The sequence below is a fragment of the Nocardia sp. NBC_00881 genome, from assembly GCF_045207455.1.
Classification (GTDB): domain Bacteria; phylum Actinomycetota; class Actinomycetes; order Mycobacteriales; family Mycobacteriaceae; genus Nocardia.
The window spans coordinates 1-19,576 of the sequence record NZ_CP108798.1 but is presented as its reverse complement, the minus strand read 5'-3'; the positions used below and the strand labels follow the sequence as shown (position 1 = coordinate 19,576).

General features: G+C 64.8%; 12 protein-coding genes, 3 rRNA genes and 1 pseudogene. 2 read left to right on the top strand and 14 right to left on the bottom strand.

The window, feature by feature from the left end; all coding sequences use genetic code 11:
* Positions 1-24: 24 nt before the first annotated feature.
* From xerD to steA, 5 genes are all read right to left on the bottom strand, one after another.
* A complete protein-coding gene (gene xerD, locus OH799_RS00080; protein WP_406273886.1) occupies positions 25-978 on the bottom strand; it encodes a site-specific tyrosine recombinase XerD in 954 nt (317 codons plus the stop codon).
* A gap of 6 nt (positions 979-984) precedes the next feature.
* Positions 985-1,644 carry an NUDIX domain-containing protein gene (locus tag OH799_RS00075; RefSeq protein ID WP_406273883.1) on the bottom strand — a complete coding sequence of 220 codons (660 nt, stop codon included), beginning with the start codon at positions 1,642-1,644 and terminating at the stop codon, positions 985-987.
* A 4-nt stretch (positions 1,645-1,648) separates the two neighbouring features.
* Positions 1,649-3,370 carry a CTP synthase gene (locus tag OH799_RS00070; RefSeq protein ID WP_357271885.1) on the bottom strand — a complete coding sequence of 574 codons (1,722 nt, stop codon included), beginning with the start codon at positions 3,368-3,370 and terminating at the stop codon, positions 1,649-1,651.
* A 157-nt stretch (positions 3,371-3,527) separates the two neighbouring features.
* The gene (locus OH799_RS00065; protein WP_406273879.1) at positions 3,528-4,472 is read right to left on the bottom strand and encodes a copper transporter; all 945 of its coding nucleotides are present in this window, start codon (positions 4,470-4,472) and stop codon (positions 3,528-3,530) included.
* Positions 4,473-4,485: 13 nt separating this feature from the next.
* The gene (gene steA / locus OH799_RS00060) at positions 4,486-5,694 is read right to left on the bottom strand and encodes a putative cytokinetic ring protein SteA (protein ID WP_406273876.1); all 1,209 of its coding nucleotides are present in this window, start codon (positions 5,692-5,694) and stop codon (positions 4,486-4,488) included.
* A 594-nt stretch (positions 5,695-6,288) separates the two neighbouring features.
* Between steA and OH799_RS00055 the strand changes: the two genes are divergently transcribed.
* Positions 6,289-6,708 (top strand): SRPBCC family protein, encoded by a 420-nt coding sequence (locus OH799_RS00055; protein WP_357271892.1) that lies wholly within the window; start codon positions 6,289-6,291, stop codon positions 6,706-6,708.
* A 9-nt stretch (positions 6,709-6,717) separates the two neighbouring features.
* Here the strand turns inward: OH799_RS00055 and recN are convergent, their stop codons facing one another.
* From recN to OH799_RS00025, 6 genes and pseudogenes are all read right to left on the bottom strand, one after another.
* Entirely contained in the window at positions 6,718-8,502 is a 1,785-nt protein-coding gene (recN, locus tag OH799_RS00050) for a DNA repair protein RecN (protein WP_406273872.1), read from the bottom strand.
* A complete protein-coding gene (locus OH799_RS00045; protein WP_406273869.1) occupies positions 8,480-9,439 on the bottom strand; it encodes an NAD kinase in 960 nt (319 codons plus the stop codon). Before OH799_RS00045 ends, recN begins: the two co-directional genes overlap by 23 nt.
* Positions 9,436-10,257: a TlyA family RNA methyltransferase gene (locus OH799_RS00040; protein ID WP_406273866.1), complete on the bottom strand. Its 822-nt coding sequence runs from the start codon at positions 10,255-10,257 to the stop codon at positions 9,436-9,438. The genes OH799_RS00045 and OH799_RS00040 overlap by 4 nt, the downstream gene beginning before the upstream one ends.
* A 1-nt stretch (position 10,258) precedes the next feature.
* A complete protein-coding gene (locus OH799_RS00035; protein ID WP_406273863.1) occupies positions 10,259-10,573 on the bottom strand; it encodes a hypothetical protein in 315 nt (104 codons plus the stop codon).
* Between the two features lie 13 nt (positions 10,574-10,586).
* A complete protein-coding gene (locus tag OH799_RS00030; protein WP_406273860.1) occupies positions 10,587-11,477 on the bottom strand; it encodes an HAD-IIA family hydrolase in 891 nt (296 codons plus the stop codon).
* Positions 11,478-12,122: 645 nt separating this feature from the next.
* A pseudogene (locus tag OH799_RS00025) lies at positions 12,123-13,043 on the bottom strand (tetratricopeptide repeat protein); the annotation flags it as partial.
* A 348-nt stretch (positions 13,044-13,391) separates the two neighbouring features.
* Here OH799_RS00025 and OH799_RS00020 point away from each other — a divergent pair.
* Positions 13,392-13,577, top strand: coding sequence for a hypothetical protein (locus OH799_RS00020; RefSeq protein WP_406282935.1), 186 nt, complete (start codon positions 13,392-13,394; stop codon positions 13,575-13,577).
* 363 nt (positions 13,578-13,940) lie between these two features.
* Here OH799_RS00020 and rrf read toward each other — a convergent pair.
* The 3 genes from rrf to OH799_RS00005 all read right to left on the bottom strand — a co-directional run bounded on the left by rrf (position 13,941) and on the right by OH799_RS00005 (position 19,154).
* Positions 13,941-14,057, bottom strand: a 5S ribosomal RNA gene (rrf, locus tag OH799_RS00015).
* A gap of 104 nt (positions 14,058-14,161) precedes the next feature.
* Positions 14,162-17,299: ribosomal RNA gene (locus tag OH799_RS00010) — 23S ribosomal RNA — on the bottom strand.
* A 336-nt stretch (positions 17,300-17,635) separates the two neighbouring features.
* Positions 17,636-19,154 (bottom strand): 16S ribosomal RNA (locus OH799_RS00005).
* Together the 16S, 23S and 5S rRNA genes form the textbook arrangement of a ribosomal RNA operon.
* Positions 19,155-19,576 lie beyond the last annotated feature (422 nt).

Here is a 19,576-nt window from a genome sequence, read left to right as displayed (position 1 = left end):
GGTTTGTGACATCAACCTCGCACGTCAACGGGCACGGGGATGGGCGGTTGCCCAGACTTCGCGCAGGGTGTGGACCGTGACGAGGGTGTAGATCTGAGTCGTGGTCACCGACGCATGGCCGAGAAGTTCCTGCACGACGCGAACGTCGGCACCACCGTCGAGCAGGTGGGTGGCGAAAGAGTGACGCAGGGTATGCGGCGACACCGCCGCTGCGATGCCCGCGCGTTCGGCGGCGCTCTGCAAGACCTGCCAGGCGCTCTGACGGGACAAGCGTCCGCCGCGGACGTTCAGGAACAGGGCTCCTGCGCTGCTCTTTCCCTGGGCGGCGAGCGTCGGCCGCCCACGCACCAGGTAAGCGTCCACGGCGGCGAGGGCGGGGCGGCCGATCGGAACCATGCGCTGTTTGCCGCCCTTGCCGCGCAGCACGACCGCGCGCTCCTCGATGTCGAGATCGTCGACATCCAACCCGACCGTCTCGGAGATCCGGGCCCCGGTCGAATACAGCAGTTCCAGCAGCGCGCGGTCCCGCAGCCCGCGCGGTCCGCCATCCACACCCGCTGGGCCGTCCGGATTGTCCACGGGCGCACCCCCCGCGGCCTCCAGCAGCTCGAGCACTTGGTCGTAAGGCAGCGCCTTGGGCAGCCTGCGGCCTGGCGTGGGCGGCTTTACGGCATGCGCGACGTCGGTGCCGGTCAGTCCTTCCGCCGCGGCAAAGCGATGCAGCCCGCGCACGGCGATCAGTGCGCGGGCCACCGAACTCGCCGCGAGCGGTGGATGGCTGCTTCCGCCGGTGCGCAGCGCCATGGTGAACTGGGCGACGTCGGATTCGGCGACCTGATCCAGCGAGCCGATGCCGCGCCCGGTCAGGAAGTCGAAGTAGCGGCCGAGATCGCGCCGGTAGGCGCCGAGGGTGTTGCGTGCGACGCCGCGCTCGACCGCGAGATGATCGAGATACGTATCGAGCTCCCGCGCGAGCACCGTCGATCAGTCTTCGGACTTCTGCGTCGCCTTGCGGCGAAGGAACGCGGTGGGCTGCCCGGCCCAGGGCGCGTCCGCCGCCCGCAGCTCGATGCCGCCTGCCCGCGCGGCCGCCAGCGCGAGTACGCCGGAGACCGCGGTGGCGTTGACGATCTCGCCGGCCAGCGCCGCACGGACGGCCGCGTCGACCGGCATCCGGACCACCTCGAGGTCGGCCTCCTCCAGCTCCGGCTCGGGGCGGTGGGTCTCGTGCAGGCCGAGGGCCAGGTAGACCCGGAGCGCCTCGTCGGTGAAGCCGGGCGAGAGCACCACATCCACCAGCACCGCCCATTCCCGCGCGGCCAGCCCCGTCTCCTCGGCCAGCTCACGCTGCGCTGCGACGAGCGGATCCTCGCCGGGGAGGTCGAGCAGACCGGCGGGCAGCTCCAGCAACCTTCTGCCGATCGGGTGGCGGTACTGGTTGATCAGCACCACGTTGTCGTCATCGTCGATCGCGGCGACGGCGACGGCCCCGTGGTGCTCGATCACCTCACGTTCGACGATCCGCCCGCCCGGCATCGACACCTGGTCGAGCCGCAGCCCCAGGATGGCGCCGCTGTAGACGGTCTCGGTGGATACGGTCTCGAAGTCGTGGCTGCCTGGTCCGGCAGCTCCCCCGTCGGTCATGCCGCTATCCCTGTTCCGTCGCGCCCGCGAGTTCTTCGCCCGGAATATCAACCGGGAGCTGTTCGGCCGCTTTGTATTTCAGCGCCGCCGAGACCAGCGCCGCGAATAGCGGGTGTGGGCGGGTCGGACGACTCTTCAACTCGGGGTGGGCCTGGGTGGCGACGAAGAACGGGTGCACGTCAGCGGGCAGCTCGACGAACTCGACCAGATGCCCGTCGGGCGATGTGCCGCTGAACTCCAGGCCGCTCTCGGCGATCTTGTCGCGGTAGGCGTTGTTCACCTCGAAGCGGTGCCGGTGGCGCTCGGAGACGTGCTCGCTGCCGTAGGCGCGCGCGACGACCGAGCCCTTCACCAAGGTCGCGGGGTAGGCGCCGAGCCGCATAGTACCGCCGAGATCGGCCTCACCGGCCACGGCCTGCTCCTGGTCGGCCATGGTGGAAATGACGGGATGGGGTGTGTCGGGCTCGAATTCGGCCGAATTGGCCTCGGCCAGGCCGACGGAGCGGGCCGCTTCGATCACGATGCATTGCAGGCCGAGACACAGGCCGAGCAGCGGAATACCGCGGGTGCGCGCGTACCGGATGGCGCCGACCTTGCCCTCGATGCCACGGATGCCGAAGCCGCCGGGGATGAGCACGGCGTCCACGTCGCGCAGTGCATGCTGCGCGCCCGCCGGGGTCTCGCACTCGTCGGAGGGCACCCAGCGAATGTTGACCTTGGCGCGCGAGGCGAACCCGCCCGCGCGCAGCGCCTCGGTGACCGAAAGGTAGGCGTCGGGCAGGTCGACGTACTTGCCGACGAGCGCGACCTCGACCGTCTCCCGCGGCGAGTGCACCCGATCGAGCAGGTCGCCCCACACGGTCCAGTCCACATCGCGGAACGGCAGCCCGAGTCGGCGCACCACGTAGGCGTCCAATCCTTCACGGTGCAGCACGCGGGGGATGTCGTAGATGGAAGGAGCGTCCGGGGTGGAGATGCAGGCGTCCACCTCGACGTCGCACATCAGCGCGATCTTGCTCTTCAGTGCCTGCGGGACCTCGCGGTCGCAGCGCAGGATCAGCGCGTCGGGCTGGATACCGATGTTGCGCAGCGCCGCCACCGAGTGCTGCGTCGGCTTGGTCTTGAGCTCGCCGGAGGGAGCGAGGTAGGGCACCAGCGAGACGTGCAGGAAGAAGACGTTGTCCCGACCGACGTCGTGGCGGATCTGGCGAGCCGCCTCCAGGAACGGCTGCGACTCGATGTCGCCGACGGTGCCGCCGATCTCGGTGATCACCACGTCCGGGGCGTGCCCCTGCAGATCCGGGCCGCTCATCGCGACGATGCGGCTCTTGATCTCGTCGGTGATGTGCGGGATCACCTGCACCGTGTCGCCGAGATATTCGCCGCGGCGCTCCTTGGCGATGACCGACGAATATATTTGCCCGGTAGTCACATTCGCGTCCCGGGACAGGTCCCGATCGAGGAACCGCTCGTAGTGGCCGACATCCAGATCGGTCTCGGCGCCGTCCTCCGTCACGAAGACCTCGCCATGTTGGAAGGGGTTCATCGTGCCGGGATCGACGTTCAAGTACGGGTCGAGTTTCTGCATCGTGACGCGCAGCCCACGCGCCGTCAGCAGCTGACCGAGGCTGGAGGCGGTAAGACCTTTACCCAATGAGGAGGCGACTCCACCGCTGACGAAGATGTGCTTCGTGGCCGTTCGCGCCTGAATCCGTGTTTGACCCACGGAGCTTCACGGTAACACGAATCCGACCATCCGTTCGACGCCACGCATGTTTGCCACCCGATCGCCATGGCGTCCTTCAGAGCTGGGCAACCCTGCCGTGAGCGGGGTCGCCGGTCTCTCTGATCCAAACTGAATGTCATCCGGAGAAGCCGCTGGTTCAGCCGGGCAGGGCGGCCAGGGTGAGGGAGGTGGCTGTGCTGCCGGTGCCGTAGCGGCCCGCGCCGCCGTTGAGTTGTTCACCGAGGCCGAGGACGGTGGTGACGCGGCCGATTTCGCGGTCGAGATTGTCGACGGTGGTGACTTGGGCGGCGAGGGCCGCGTCGGTGCGGACGACGGCGATCGGACCGAGACCTTCCGCGGTACCGGTGCGGCCCGCCAAGACCACGCCCGAACCACGGCCGCGCAGGGCCCCCGCGAAGCGGGCGATGTCGGAGCCACGACCGTTCTCGATCGACTCGGCGCCGTTTCCGGTGATCACAACAGCGAGCTGTGCGGGACGGACCGGCGTGTCCCCGTAAGCGAGGAAACCGCCGCCGCGCAGGGTCTCCACGACCAGGCCGAGTTCCTCCGGAGTGCTGCGGGCTTGCCCGTCGGCCGGATCGAGCAGCAGGACCAGGCCGAGAAGATCGCCCGCCATGCTCCCCTGATCGACCGCGCCGGTACGCAACTGAGCGCCGGCGGGAATTACGTTGGTGACGGCGGTGCGCATCCGGTCCCCCTCGGCGGCGTCGACGAAGGCGTCGGTGAGCGCGATCCGTCCGGTCACCGCGACCCCGGACGTCTCCAGCGCCTTGGTCACTCCCTCGACGTCGCCGGTATCGGCATCCGGCGTTGTGAACACCACGACGCTGCGGTCGGCGAGGGTGCCGGCCAGGATACGGCCGGACGATCCGGCGATGAAGCGATCGGCGGAGGTCAGTTCATCGGTGAGCTGCCGATTGTGTTCGGCGAGCACGTCCACTTGTTGCCGGAGATCGGTCTTGTCCGCGCGCAACCCCGCCAGCAGGTCCGCCGCCAATGTCTGCGATCCGAGCACCACTCCGATCGCCAAGGCGAGAAAGATCCCCACGATCGAGATGGCATGTTGCCGCATCGAAACCATCGTTCTCCTCAGGTTATTTGTCGCCGACGAGCCCGTGTACCCAGAGCGCGAACCAGTTCCAGGTCTCGATGGCCCAGTCCGTGACGTCCCCGCCGCTGTCGGCCGCGAGCAGCACGACGATCACCGCGACCAGCGCGGCGAGCACCACCAGCGCGACGGCGATCCCGGAGACCCGGTTGCGGTAGAGCGTGGCGACTGCCTTCGCGTCGGTCAGCTTGGTGCCGACCTTCAGCCGGGTGAGGAAGGTCGCCGGATTGCTGCCGCGGCGGCCGCGGTCGAAGAAGTCGTCGAGCGATGCGGCGGCGCCCACGGTGACGATGAGCGAGGCGCCGTGGTGGTCGGCCAGCAGCAGCGCCAGGTCGGCGGGCGAACCCGACGAAGGGAACGTCGTCGCGCCGATGCCTAGATCCTGGATGCGTTCGAGTCCCTTGGCGTGACCGTCCGTGTCGGCAGGCAGGATAACCTCGGCTCCGCACTTCATCGTCGAGGAGGTGATCTCGTCCGGGTCGCCGACGATGAGGTCCGGTCGGTAGCCCCGCTTCACGAGGGTGTCCGCGCCACGGCCGACGCCGATCATGATCGGCGTGTACTCCTTGATGAACGGCTTGAGCCGCGCGAGATCGTCGGCGTGATCCGGGCCGTCCGCCACGACCACGACGTGCCGGTGCTTCATGACCAGCTCGAGCTCCGGAACCCCGATGCCGTCGATGAGCAGCGGGCTTTCGGTGCGGATGAACTCGATGGTATTGCCCGCGAAAGCCTCCAGATGATCGGCCAGCCCATTGCGTGCCTCGATCATCCGCTCGGCGACGGCCGAGTCGGTGAGTTCGATGCCCTCGACCAGGACCTCGGGCTCCTTCTTGATCATCTTGTCGGCGTATACGACACCTCCGTCGATCCGGACCTTGCTACCGTCCTTGATCTTGCCGAACGCGTCCGAACTCACTGTGTCCAGCAGCAGAATCCCGTTCGCCACCAGCACTTCCGGGCCGAGGTTCGGATAGCGGCCGGAAATAGACGGCGAGGTGTTGATCACCGCCACCACACCGGCCTCGATCAGCCGGTCGGCGGTCAACCGGTCGATGTCCATCTCGTCGAGAACGACGATGTCACCCGGTCCCACCCGCTTCAGCAGACGCCGAGTGTTGCGATCCACCCGGGCTGTCCCGGTCAGACCGGGCGGCGTTTCGGTGTTCTTCGACAACAGCGCCAGCATCCTCATGTCGCCGATGATGGTGGCAAACCCTCAACCATTGATGGAGGCGCGCCGCATCATCTATTACATCCGTCACGTGATAGGCCCACATGCCACACCGTTCCGGCACCTCTTCGACGTTGGTCCACCGGCCGGATTCAGGACAGGGCGCGCCATAAAAGGCCGCCTTGCACCACATTTACTGTTCAGCTGCCCTGAGTGAACCAGCGGCACCGCGGAACCGCAGACAGGGATTACCTTCATAGCCATCAGGGGGAGACCGAACCGACACCACGCGCCCGGCACCTCCCCAAGGCAGCCTTCCGTTCGAATTCGCCTATCCAGCGAACGAGTCGCTATTCATCTGATCCGGTATGAATTGCCGACTGTCGATCCCGATTCAGGTCACGTGGATCTCAACCGATGGGCGGGTTTCCCTTGATTCCGCGAAGAGTTCAGAATCAGAGCACCGACCCGTCTGAGACGATGCCCGCCCCAGGCCGGGCGCATCAGCCATCCTGACGCGCTCACAACCGGCTGTGATGCGGACAACACGATCAGCGAGCATGGCAAGACATACCTATATGCTGCCCGTCACAGATAACTCGAAGAGGAGGCCCCATGGCCAGCACCACCGTCGACGCCGTCATCGCCGCGCCGCGCGATGTCGTATACCGGCTCTTCGCCGACCGCGAAAGCATCAGCCCCTTCCTTCCGGTCCAGGTCAAGCTGACCAAGCCCGGCCTGACCGAACGTGAGGGCGTCGGCGCCCAGCATATGTTCGGACTCGGTCCGCTCGGCATCACCGAGGAGATCACCAAGCTGGTGCCGGGCGAGCGGATGGAATACAAGATCGTCAAGGGCGCGCCGGTGAAACGCCACGTCGGAATCGTCACCTTCGCCGACACCGACAACGGCACCCTGGTCTCCTACACGATGGAGTCCGACCCCAAGCTCCCCGTGCCCGCCAAGGTGCTGGAGTTCGGCCTGAAGAACCTGATCGACCAGTTCATCAAGGGCGCGCAGAAGGCTGTGCGCTGACCGACGCGGTCACCGCGTCGCCACCTCGGCGCCCGTCTTCTCGGCACGCGCCGTAGCCAGCAGCTCCTCCGCGTGCGCCCGGCCGGTCTCGGTGTCGTCGAGACCGGCAAGCATGCGGGCCAATTCGATGACGCGCTCATCCTTGGTGAGCGCACGAACGCCGCTGTCGACATTGCCCTTGCCGTTGTCGGACTTGTCGACCACCAGGTGGGTGTCGGCGAACGCCGCGACCTGCGGGAGGTGGGTGACCACGATGACCTGATGCGTGCGGGCGAGCCGGGCCAACCTGCGACCGATCTCGACTGCGGCACGGCCGCCGACACCAGCGTCGACCTCGTCGAACACCATGGTCGCGCCGTGATCGGAGACGGCGAGCACGACCTCGAGTGCCAGCATCACGCGCGACAACTCACCACCGGAGGCGCTCTTGCTCAACGGCAGCGACTGTGCGCCCGAATGCGCCGACAGGCGGAACTCGACCTCATCGATACCAGACGAACCGGCGTGCAGTTCCTGCCCACCGACGGTGAGCGGCGCGGAGTCCTGCGGGCTCGCGGGCAGCGGCCGAACCTCGACCTCCAAGCGTGCCTTGGCCATCGCGAGACCACCCAGTTCGGCACTGACGGCGACCCCCAGTTTGCCCGCCGCCTCGGTTCGCGCGGCGCTCAGCTTCGTCGCCGCCTCCCGTACCCGCTCGGCCGCGACGTCCACCTCCGCGGCCAACTTGGTCAGCGCCTCCTCGGACACGTCGAGCGAGCCGAGCCTGGTACGCGCCTCGTCGGCCCAGGCGATCACACCGTCGATGTCGGGGGCGTACTTGCGCGTCAGCGTCTTCAACTCGGCCTGCCGGGTGAGGAGGGCGTCCAGCGCGCCCGGATCCGAAGGCAGGTCCGAGAGGTAGCCGCTCAGCTCGGTGGTCAGATCGACTACCACGGCAATGGCCTCGGCCAGGCGTGGTGCGAGGGCGATCAGCGCGGGATCATCGGCCGATTCGATGCGGGCGCGCGCGGCACCGAGCAATTCCAGTGCGCCGGAACCGACTTCGGGAGCGTCGGCCGGCCCGGCCAGCGCGTCGCGCGCGGTGGCCGCCGCCTCACGTAGCGAGTCCAAGTCGCTGAGCCTGCGGACCTCATCGACGATGCGCACGTCCTCGCCGAGCTCGGGTGCGATGGCATCGATGTCGTTCAGCGAGTGTTTGAGCCGGTCCGCCTCGAGCACCAGTTCCCTGCTGCGCGCGGTCCGTTCGAGCAGTTCGTTCCTGGCTTCCAGCCAGGAACGGCGCTGGACTTGGTATTTCCGCAGCAGCGGACCCACGGTGTCGGCGGCGAACTGGTCAAGCGCGGACAACTGCTGATCGGGACGCTGCAAGCGCAGCTGGTCGTTTTGGCCGTGCACCGTCAACAGGGGCGCGGTGAAATCGGCCAGCACCGAGGCGGGGATGCCGCGACCGCCGAGGTGCGCGCGCGACCGCCCGTCGCTGCCGACCGTGCGGATGGCGATGATGCTACCGTCGTCGTCCTGTTCGGCCGCCGCCGCTTCCAGAACTCGCGCGACCTCGGCCCGGGCCGCGTCGTTGACGTCCTCGACGGTGAACCGGCCCTCTACCACGGCACGGGACGCGCCGAGCCGGACCCGACCCGCATCGGCCCGCGCACCACTGAGCAGATGCAGGCTGGTCACCACCATGGTCTTGCCCGCTCCGGTCTCACCGGTCAGACAGGTCAGCCCCTCGTGGAACTGCGCGGTGGCTGTGGAAATGACGCCGAGGCCGTCAATCCTGATCTCTGTCAGCACTTGTGCTCTCCGTTCGCCGTCGGCCACGCCAGCCTGTCACGGGCAATTGGAACTTGCGCACCATCCGGTCGGCGAACGGCGCGGAGTCCAGCCGTACCCAGCGCACCGGCTCGGCGCCGCGGACCGCTTCCACCCGGCCGCCATTCGGTAGTGCGAGCGTGCGCCTGCCATCCAGGAAAACTATCGCATCGTGACCGGTCGCCACCGATTCGACCGCGATCCGCGACTCCGGGCTGGTCACCAACGGCCGCGCGAACAGTGCATGGGCATTGCTCGGAATCACCAACAGCGCTTCGAGTTCCGGCCATACCACCGGCCCGCCCGCGGAGAAGGCGTAGGCGGTCGATCCGGTCGGCGTGGCGATCAGGATGCCGTCGCAGCCGAACGCGGACACCGGGCGACCGTCGACCTCCAGCACCACTTCGAGCACACCCATGCGCGAGGCGTTTTCGATGCTCGCCTCGTTCAACGCCCAGCCGCTCTCGACCACCTCGTCCTCGACCCGGACCGTGACGTCGATGGTCATCCGGTGCTCGATCGTGTAGTCGCGCCGGACCACCTGGGCCAGCGCTTCGTCCAGGTGCTCGGCCTCGGCCTCGGTGAGAAACCCGATGCGGCCGAGGTTGATTCCGAGCACGGGCACCGCGGCCGGACGCACCAGCTCGGCGGCGCGCAGGAACGTTCCGTCGCCACCGAGTACGAGCACCATCTCGCAGCCGACCGCTGCCTGGGGACCGTGCTCGACTACGCGCACCGGGTAGCCGCACGGCTCGGCCTCGAATCGGGTGCTGTCCGCCTCGTCCGCGAGCACCCGCAGGCAGATGCCCGCGTCCGCGAAGATCTTCGCCACCCGGTGGGCGGTCTCGATGATCTCCGCCCGGCCCGGATGTGACACCAGTAGGATCTCCCGGCCTCCGGCCCGTGCCAGCGCATTCACTGTGGACCCTCCTCAACCGCACGTTCAACGAGGACCGCGACCTGCTCGCCGTCGTCTTCGAACTGCCCATCCTTGCGCAGCCACAAGAAGTATTCGACATTGCCCGACGGCCCTGGCAAGGGGCTCGCCACTACGCCGACGGTACGCATGCCTAGTTCCGCCGCCGCGGCGGCGACCCTGCGGACCGCTTCGGCCCGCAGGGCGGGATCACGCACCACGCCGCCGGAGCCCACACGGTCCTTACCCACCTCGAACTGCGGCTTCACCATCGGCAACAGGTCGGCGCCTGGCGCCGCGCAGGCCGCCAGCGCGGGCAGCACCACACCGAGCGAGATGAACGACAGGTCGCCTACCACAAGTTCGACGGCGCCGCCGATCGCTTCGGGAGTCAGGTGGCGCACGTTGGTGCGGTCGAACACCCGCACCCGCTCGTCGTTCTGTAGGCGCCAGACCAGCTGGCCGTATCCGACATCGACCGCGATGACCTCACGCGCCTCACGTGACAGCAGGACGTCGGTGAAGCCGCCGGTCGACGCGCCGGCGTCCAAGCATCGCTTATCCGCGACCGAGAGCCCCTGTGGTTCGAACAGCTGCAACGCGCCGAGCAGTTTGTGCGCCCCGCGCGACGCCCAGGAAACCTCGTCGGGTTCCGCACGCACCACCAACGGCGTGCCCGATTCCACGGCGGTCGCCGCCTTGACAGCGACCGCTCCAGCTATCAGGACGCGGCCCGCACCGATCAGCTCGACCGCGTGCTCTCGCGATCTCGCCAATCCGCGCCGAACCAGTTCCGCGTCCACTCGCGAGCGCCGGGCCACTTCAGATCTTGTCCACCGTGGCCAGCGCCTGAACGAGCACGTCGTGTGCCTGCTCGAGGATTCGGGCGCGACGGGTGATATCCGCGCCGGACTCGGCGCTGTCGGCCGCCGCATTTGCTGCGGCCCAACCAGGGCGTGAGTCGAGTTCTGCGAGCAGGCTGTCGACACCTCCGCGAATCCGATCCGGGTCGGCGGGCTCCGCGCGCCCTTGCACACCCGGCAAATGCTGACCGGGCAACGGGACTCCGGGGCGGGGGCCGTTCGGCCCGGCGGCGTGCATTCCGGGGCCGTTGGAACGGGGCATAGGAGTAGTCATCGTGGCGTCAACGCTATCGGATTTCCGAACTGGACGCGCGAACCGTCACCGCTCGCCCAGGGTTACGTCGCAGGACCTCACCCAGGTCGCTGTCGGACGGGAGATCAACGGGCGGATAGTTGAGGGCGTCCAGGGAGTCGGAGACATAGGTGGGAATCTGGTCGGCAGCGGCGTCGCGCAGCTCGTCCACGGTGCTCACGCCGGTCAGCACCAGCAGCGAATCGAGACCGACGCGGTTGGCGCCTTCGATGTCGGTGTCGAGACGGTCGCCGACCACCAGTGCGCCGCGAGTGTTCGCGCGGACGAGAGCGTCCTCCAGCAGGGGCGCGTACGGCTTGCCCACCACGATCGGCTCCCGGCCGGACGCTGCGCGCAGCGCTGCGACCATCGCGCCGTTGCCCGGAGCGAGGCCACGTTCGTTCGGCAGGGTCTTGTCGGTGTTCGCGGCGACCCACAGTGCGTCCGCGCGCAAGGCGTAAGCAGCCTCGGCCAAGTCCGGCCACGCCGTGTGAGGGGAATGTCCTTGCACCACAGCCGCGGGGGCGGCACCGTCGAAGCGCCGCATCGAGAGGAGACCGACCGCGTCCACCTCGGCCGCCAGATCATCGGTGCCGACGATCAGTACCCGCGCGCCCTGGTCGAGGCGCTCGGCCAGCAGACGGGCGGCCGCCTGCGCGCTGGTCACCACGTCGTCGGTCGTCGCAGAAAAGCCGAGCTCGGTCAGATGCCCGGCCACGACGTCCGGGCCCCGGCTGGCATTGTTCGTGACGTACACGAGCCGCTGAGCACCCTTGCCCCCGTCGGCCAATGCCTGTGGGGCACCCTCGATCACCGCGTGACCGCGATACAGTGTGCCGTCCAAATCCAGCAGCAGGGCTTGGTAGCGATCCCGTAGTCGCTTCACACCACTCTCACTCCGTGTCACCCGATCGGCGACTTGCCGACTCACACCGCCGGGCCCTCCGGCGGTACAGCCATCTCGGCAAGTCCGAGCCATTCGAACACTACGCCAGGCGAGAGACAGGAAGAGCCTGGCGTCAGCCACTGGTGGCTTGGATCGTCGGTGCCGCGCGGCGGTTCCGGGCACACTCGTCAGTGCTGATCAAGTACCGTCCCGGCTCATCCGAATCCGTTCCGGCACTACTCGTCACGCTGTGCGACCTATCCGGTACGCGCCTCAGCAGCAGCAACGTGAGGAGCGCAGATTCGCGGAATCGAGCACCCACCGCACACGGAGTGGGTGCTGTCCCGCATATTGGGAGAAGCCGGTTACTTGCGGGGCCAGCCGCTAGCGGAGCAACTACGTGGAGACGGGATCGAATCCGTCGGGGTGTATTTCAGCAAAACCCGCCGTCGGGCGGGTCCTCATCAGAGTGGCGAAGCGACAAGGCAGGATCGGCCTGCTGCACTTCAATCTGAGAATCTTCCGATCCGGCGTGACTGTCGGTGCCTGAGCTGCTGCAGGAACTTCGCCGTCGGCGCTGCTGCCTTTCGCCGACCAGGCCGGGCACCCTTTCCGGGTCTGTCCGGTTGGGTCGCCCACACTCGGCTAAAGGTCGATGTCACCCGTGAGTTCGGCGGCACGTTCTTCCGCATCGGTTTCGCCGTCGAGGTCGGCGGAGGCGGCGTTGAGGAACCAGGTGAGGCCCTCGTCGGTGCGACCTGCGGCGACCAGTGCGTCGGCGTAGGCGTAGAAGAGGCGGGCCGCGGCCGAACCGGTGCGGGACAGATCGAGATCCGCCGTCTGCAGGGTCACGACGGCTTGGTCGTACTGACCGAGGTCCATCCGGGCTCCCGCGACGACGATGCGCAATTCGGTGGCCTCGTCTCCGCGTAAGGCGCGGGCCTCGTCGCTGCGACCGAGCTCGATCGCGCGTTCGGGGCGGCCGAGGCCACGTTCACAGTCGGCCATCACGGCCAGCAGGCCGGACCCGCCGGACATCCGGCGGGCGGTTCGCAGCTCCGAGAGGGCTTCGGCCCATTCGCCCGCGTGATAGGCGGCGACGCCTGCCGTTTCGCGCACCACGGCGATCCGACCGGCGCGCTGGCGCGCTGCCCTGGCATGCACGAGAGCCAGATCCGGATCGTCATCGATGAGCCGCACGGCCATCACGAGATGACGGGCGACCGTCTCCGCATTGCCCTTGTCGAGGCTGAGGAGATCGCGGCGGACGGCAGGGTCGAGATCGGTAGGCTGGACATCGTCCGGCAGATCCGGTTCTTCCGGACGCGGCGGACGACGGTCCGCCGAACGGCCACCACCGCCGCCCTCGCCGCCGCGACGGCGATCCTGCGGCGCATCACCGCGCGCGGCCCACTCGGCGCGGTCCGAGTCACCGCGACGGTCGCCTCGGTCGGACCCACGACGCTCACCGGCATCACGGCTTTCGTTCGAGCCACGGCGATCCTCGGCATCACCACGGCGCTCGAAGCCGGAGTCGCCCCGCCGACCGCCACCGCTGTGGTCAGCCGAATCGCCGCGACGGGTGAACCCGCCGCGCTCCCCTGAGGCACCGCGCCGGGCATCGCTTCGATCCCCTGAATCGTCACCGCGACGGTGGAAACCGCCACGCGAATCCGTACCCCCGCTGGCGCCGCCACGCGCGCCGGAATCGCCACGCCGGTCGAAACCGCCACGTGACTCACTGCGGCGCTCACCGGAATCACCGCGCCGGTCGACCTCCCCAGGCCTACCGGAGTCGCCACGGCGATCGGACCCGCCACGCTCGCTGGAGCTGCCGCGACGGTTGAACCTCCCGCGCTCACCAGAATCGCTGCCGCGCTCGAACCCGCCACGTTTGGCCGCATCGCCTCCGCGATGGAAGCCACCGGAGCCACCACCACGGTCGGCGCTACCCCGATCGCCGGAGGAGTCCTGCCGCCTGAAGCCACTTCGCTCGGAGGAGGTGTCGCGCTGGCCGGAGCCGCCGTGCTCACCCGACTCGCCACGATTCGACCCGCCGTCGGATTCTCCGCGGCGCTTGAAGCCACCGCGCTCCGATGAGTCATCGCGTGGACCAGAGCCGCCGGACACACCGCGTCGCTTGAAGCCACCGCGTTCACCGGAGTCGTCGCGGCGCTTGAAGCCACCGCTACGCTGGCCCGAGCCGGAGCGTTCGCCGCTCTCACGGCTGTCGCCGCGCCGACCGGACCCGGACTCGGCAGCGCCGCGCCGGAAGGGCTTCCGATCGTCGTTCTCTTCCGGCACGGTGCTCCCTTTCTAGATTTCGCAAGAAGTAAGTAGGGCCCCACAAATTCAATCACGCGCCGACGGTGGGGCGGGGGCACGGCGAAGTAGTCCGGGCACAGTCAGGTGCTCAAACGCCGATAGGGGACCCAAATTTGGGTCCCCTATCGTGAAAGGATGTTCCGGCGGTGTCCTACTCTCCCACACCCTGTCGAGTGCAGTACCATCGGCGCTGGCAGGCTTAGCTTCCGGGTTCGGAATGGGACCGGGCGTTTCCCTGCCGCTATGGCCGCCGTAACTCTGTGAAACTGTCACACGCCACACTGTTCACCTTGTTGGGGTGGGTGGTGTGGTGTTTGTGTGTTGTTTCAGATACTGCACAGTGGACGCGTAGCTTCTTTGTTGGTAAGTCCTCGGCCTATTAGTACCAGTCACCTCCACACGTTGCCGTGCTTCCAGTTCTGGCCTATCAACCCTATGGTCTGTAGGGGGCCTTAACCACTCGATGGTGGTGAGAAACCTCATCTTGGAACAGGCTTCCCGCTTAGATGCTTTCAGCGGTTATCCCTTCCGAACGTAGCTAACCAGCGGTGCCCTTGGCAGGACAACTGGCACACCAGAGGTTCGTCCGTCCCGGTCCTCTCGTACTAGGGACAGCCTTCCTCAAGTTTCTGACGCGCGCGGCGGATAGAGACCGAACTGTCTCACGACGTTCTAAACCCAGCTCGCGTGCCGCTTTAATGGGCGAACAGCCCAACCCTTGGGACCTACTCCAGCCCCAGGATGCGACGAGCCGACATCGAGGTGCCAAACCATCCCGTCGATATGGACTCTTGGGGAAGATCAGCCTGTTATCCCCGGGGTACCTTTTATCCGTTGAGCGACACCGCTTCCACTTGCCGGTGCCGGATCACTAGTCCCGACTTTCGTCCCTGCTCGACATGTCTGTCTCACAGTCAAGCTCCCTTGTGCACTTGCACTCGACACCTGATTGCCAACCAGGCTGAGGGAACCTTTGGGCGCCTCCGTTACATTTTAGGAGGCAACCGCCCCAGTTAAACTACCCACCAGGCACTGTCCCTGAACCAGATCATGGTCCGAGGTTAGAAGTCCAATACGATCAGAGTGGTATTTCAACGATGACTCCACGAACACTGGCGTGCCCGCTTCGTAGTCTCCCACCTATCCTACACAAACCGTACCGAACACCAATACCAAGCTATAGTGAAGGTCCCGGGGTCTTTTCGTCCTGCCGCGCGTAACGAGCATCTTTACTCGTAATGCAATTTCGCCGAGTCTGTGGTTGAGACAGCAGAGAAGTCGTTACGCCATTCGTGCAGGTCGGAACTTACCCGACAAGGAATTTCGCTACCTTAGGATGGTTATAGTTACCACCGCCGTTTACCGGGGCTTAAATTCTCAGCTTCGCACCCCGAAGGGCGCTAACCGGTCCTCTTAACCTTCCGGCACCGGGCAGGCGTCAGTCCGTATACATCGTCTTACGACTTCGCACGGACCTGTGTTTTTAGTAAACAGTCGCTTCTCTCTGGTCTCTGCGACCACACCCAGCTCGGACCGCGAGGGTCGTCACCAGACGTGGTCCCCCTTCTCCCGAAGTTACGGGGGCATTTTGCCGAGTTCCTTAACCACAGTTCTCTCGATCGCCTCGGTATTCTCTACCTGACCACCTGTGTCGGTTTGGGGTACGGGCCGTGTATCAACTCACTAGAGGCTTTTCTCGGCAGCATAGGATCACTGAATTCACCTCAATCGGCTACGCATCACCTCTCAGGCACGTGTTGTGCGGATTTGCCTACACAACGCCCTACAGGCTTACACCAGTACAACCACTGACTGGCCCAGCTACCTTCCTGCGTCACCCCATCGCTTGACTACTACCAGCCGGGGTCGTGTGCAGCCCCTCACTCGAGACCCGAAGGTCTTCTCGGAGGTTTTGGACACTTAGCACAACTGATTCATCATGGGCGCGGATACACGGGTACGGGAATATCAACCCGTTGTCCATCGACTACGCCTGTCGGCCTCGCCTTAGGTCCCGACTCACCCTGGGCGGATTAACCTGGCCCAGGAACCCTTGGTCATTCGGCGGACGAGTTTCTCACTCGTCTTTCGCTACTCATGCCTGCATTCTCACTCCCACACCCTCCACCACTGGATCACTCCGTGGCTTCCCTGGATGCAGGACGCTCCCCTACCCACCCGAACCACTGCACACCCAACCGGAGTCGGATGCGGATGTATTGTTCGAGTGCCGCGGCTTCGGCGGTGTACTTGAGCCCCGCTACATTGTCGGCGCAGGATCACTTGACCAGTGAGCTATTACGCACTCTTTCAAGGGTGGCTGCTTCTAAGCCAACCTCCTGGTTGTCTTCGCGACCCCACATCCTTTTCCACTTAGTACACGCTTAGGGGCCTTAGCCGGCGATCTGGGCTGTTTCCCTCTCGACTACGAAGCTTATCCCCCGCAGTCTCACTGCCACGCTCTCACACACCGGCATTCGGAGTTTGGCTGATTTCGGTAAGCTTGTAGGCCCCCTAGACCATCCAGTAGCTCTACCTCCGGCGTGAAACACGTGACGCTGCACCTAAATGCATTTCGGGGAGAACCAGCTATCACGGAGTTTGATTGGCCTTTCACCCCTACCCACAACTCATCCCCTCAGTTTTCAACCTAAGTGGGTTCGGGCCTCCACGACGTCTTACCGTCGCTTCACCCTGGCCATGGGTAGATCACTCCGCTTCGGGTCTAGAACACGCGACTGGAACGCCCTATTCGGACTCGCTTTCGCTACGGCTACCCCACACGGGTTAACCTCGCCACATGCCACTAACTCGCAGGCTCATTCTTCAAAAGGCACGCCATCACCCCCGGCAGACTCAACTGCCCAAAGGCTTTGACGGATTGTAAGCGCACGGTTTCAGGTACTATTTCACTCCCCTCCCGGGGTACTTTTCACCTTTCCCTCACGGTACTAGTCCGCTATCGGTCACCAGGGAGTATTCAGGCTTACCGGGTGGTCCCGGCAGATTCACAGCAGATTTCACGGGCCCGCTGCTACTCGGGCACCCACTACAACAGGGCACGTGTTTTCGTCTACGGGACTCTCACCCTCTACGACAGGCCGTTCCAGACCACTTCGACTAACACGAACCTTTCTGACTGTTGCTCGCCACGGCAGTGACAAGAAAGTGAGCCCCACAACACCACACGGACAACCCCTGCCGGGTATCACATCCGCATGGTTTAGCCTCATCCGCTTTCGCTCGCCACTACTCACGGAATCACAATTGTTTTCTCTTCCTGCGGGTACTGAGATGTTTCACTTCCCCGCGTTCCCTCCACACACCCTATATATTCAGGTGCGGGTAACACGACATCACTCGTGCTGGGTTTCCCCATTCGGACATCCTCGGATCTCAGCTCGGTTGACAGCTCCCCGAGGCTTATCGCAGCCTCCTACGTCCTTCATCGGCTCCTGGTGCCAAGGCATCCACCGTACGCTCTTAAACACTTACAAACAAAGATGCTCGCGTCCACTGTGCAGTTCTCAAACAACACACCCGACTCGAACGAACCCACCACCACGACCACCCCGAAGAGTGCGGTCTGCGTAGCATCCGAACCGGATCATGTATTCGCCTAGAAAGAAACACTCGCGTGTTCTCTCAGGACCCAACAGTGTGTCGATATATCCCACCGCCAACCAGTCACGAAACCAGTTGATACCGCGGAGGAAAGTGTCAGCGTTCCACCCATGAGCATCCGCAGTCCCACAGACGAGGACTCAACGGTCTCTGGCACCAGCGTTTACCATCCCCGACTCTTCGGGGTGCCGTGCAGAAGTGCTCCTTAGAAAGGAGGTGATCCAGCCGCACCTTCCGGTACGGCTACCTTGTTACGACTTCGTCCCAATCGCCAATCCCACCTTCGACGGCTCCCTCCCACAAGGGGTTAGGCCACCGGCTTCGGGTGTTACCGACTTTCATGACGTGACGGGCGGTGTGTACAAGGCCCGGGAACGTATTCACCGCAGCGTTGCTGATCTGCGATTACTAGCGACTCCAACTTCACGGGGTCGAGTTGCAGACCCCGATCCGAACTGAGACCGGCTTTAAGGGATTCGCTCCACCTCACGGTCTCGCAGCCCTCTGTACCGGCCATTGTAGCATGTGTGAAGCCCTGGACATAAGGGGCATGATGACTTGACGTCGTCCCCACCTTCCTCCGAGTTGACCCCGGCAGTCTCTCACGAGTCCCCGCCATTACGCGCTGGCAACATAAGATAAGGGTTGCGCTCGTTGCGGGACTTAACCCAACATCTCACGACACGAGCTGACGACAGCCATGCACCACCTGTACACCGACCACAAGGGGGCCTACATCTCTGCAGGTTTCCGGTGTATGTCAAACCCAGGTAAGGTTCTTCGCGTTGCATCGAATTAATCCACATGCTCCGCCGCTTGTGCGGGCCCCCGTCAATTCCTTTGAGTTTTAGCCTTGCGGCCGTACTCCCCAGGCGGGGTACTTAATGCGTTAGCTACGGCACGGATCCCGTGGAAGGAAACCCACACCTAGTACCCACCGTTTACGGCGTGGACTACCAGGGTATCTAATCCTGTTCGCTACCCACGCTTTCGCTTCTCAGCGTCAGTTACTTCCCAGAGACCCGCCTTCGCCACCGGTGTTCCTCCTGATATCTGCGCATTTCACCGCTACACCAGGAATTCCAGTCTCCCCTGAAGTACTCAAGTCTGCCCGTATCGCCTGCAAGCTCACAGTTGAGCTGTGAGTTTTCACAGACGACGCGACAAACCGCCTACAAGCTCTTTACGCCCAGTAATTCCGGACAACGCTCGCACCCTACGTATTACCGCGGCTGCTGGCACGTAGTTGGCCGGTGCTTCTTCTACAGGTACCGTCAGTTTCCCTTCGTCCCTGTCGAAAGAGGTTTACAACCCGAAGGCCGTCATCCCTCACGCGGCGTCGCTGCATCAGGCTTTCGCCCATTGTGCAATATTCCCCACTGCTGCCTCCCGTAGGAGTCTGGGCCGTGTCTCAGTCCCAGTGTGGCCGGTCACCCTCTCAGGTCGGCTACCCGTCGTCGCCTTGGTGAGCCGTTACCCCACCAACAAGCTGATAGGCCGCGGGCCCATCTCGCACCGATAAATCTTTCCACCCACCAGCATGCACCAGCAGGTCCTATCCGGTATTAGACCCAGTTTCCCAGGCTTATCCCGAAGTACGAGGCAGATCACCCACGTGTTACTCACCCGTTCGCCGCTCGTGTACCCCGAAGGGCCTTACCGCTCGACTTGCATGTGTTAAGCACGCCGCCAGCGTTCGTCCTGAGCCAGGATCAAACTCTCCGTTGAAGACTCACAACCACACCCCCGAAGAGGTGCAATCAAAAGTATGAACCAGAGTCCGAAAACCCAGCAAAACAAAACGCCAACAAAATGTTGACTAAAATGTCCAACCTTCCAACCGGGGGGAAAGAAAGGCCGGAACCAATATAAAAATTGGCACTGACATTCATCGACACACTATTGAGTTCTCAAAGAACACACGCACACACATCCAGTCTAGACGAACCAGACCTTCTGCGAGGCAACCGTTCCAGCCTAACTAGATTCTGGAGCGAAGTCAAGCTCGATCCTGATCCTTTTGGCTGCCAGGCGCTCCTCGTCCTACCTCGTTTCCCAGTCCTTCCGCTCAGCGTCTCCGCTGGGCTTCTCGGCTCCGGGTCGGTGTCCGTGTCGCTCTGACCTGGAATAAGTTACGCGGCGGAAAACGC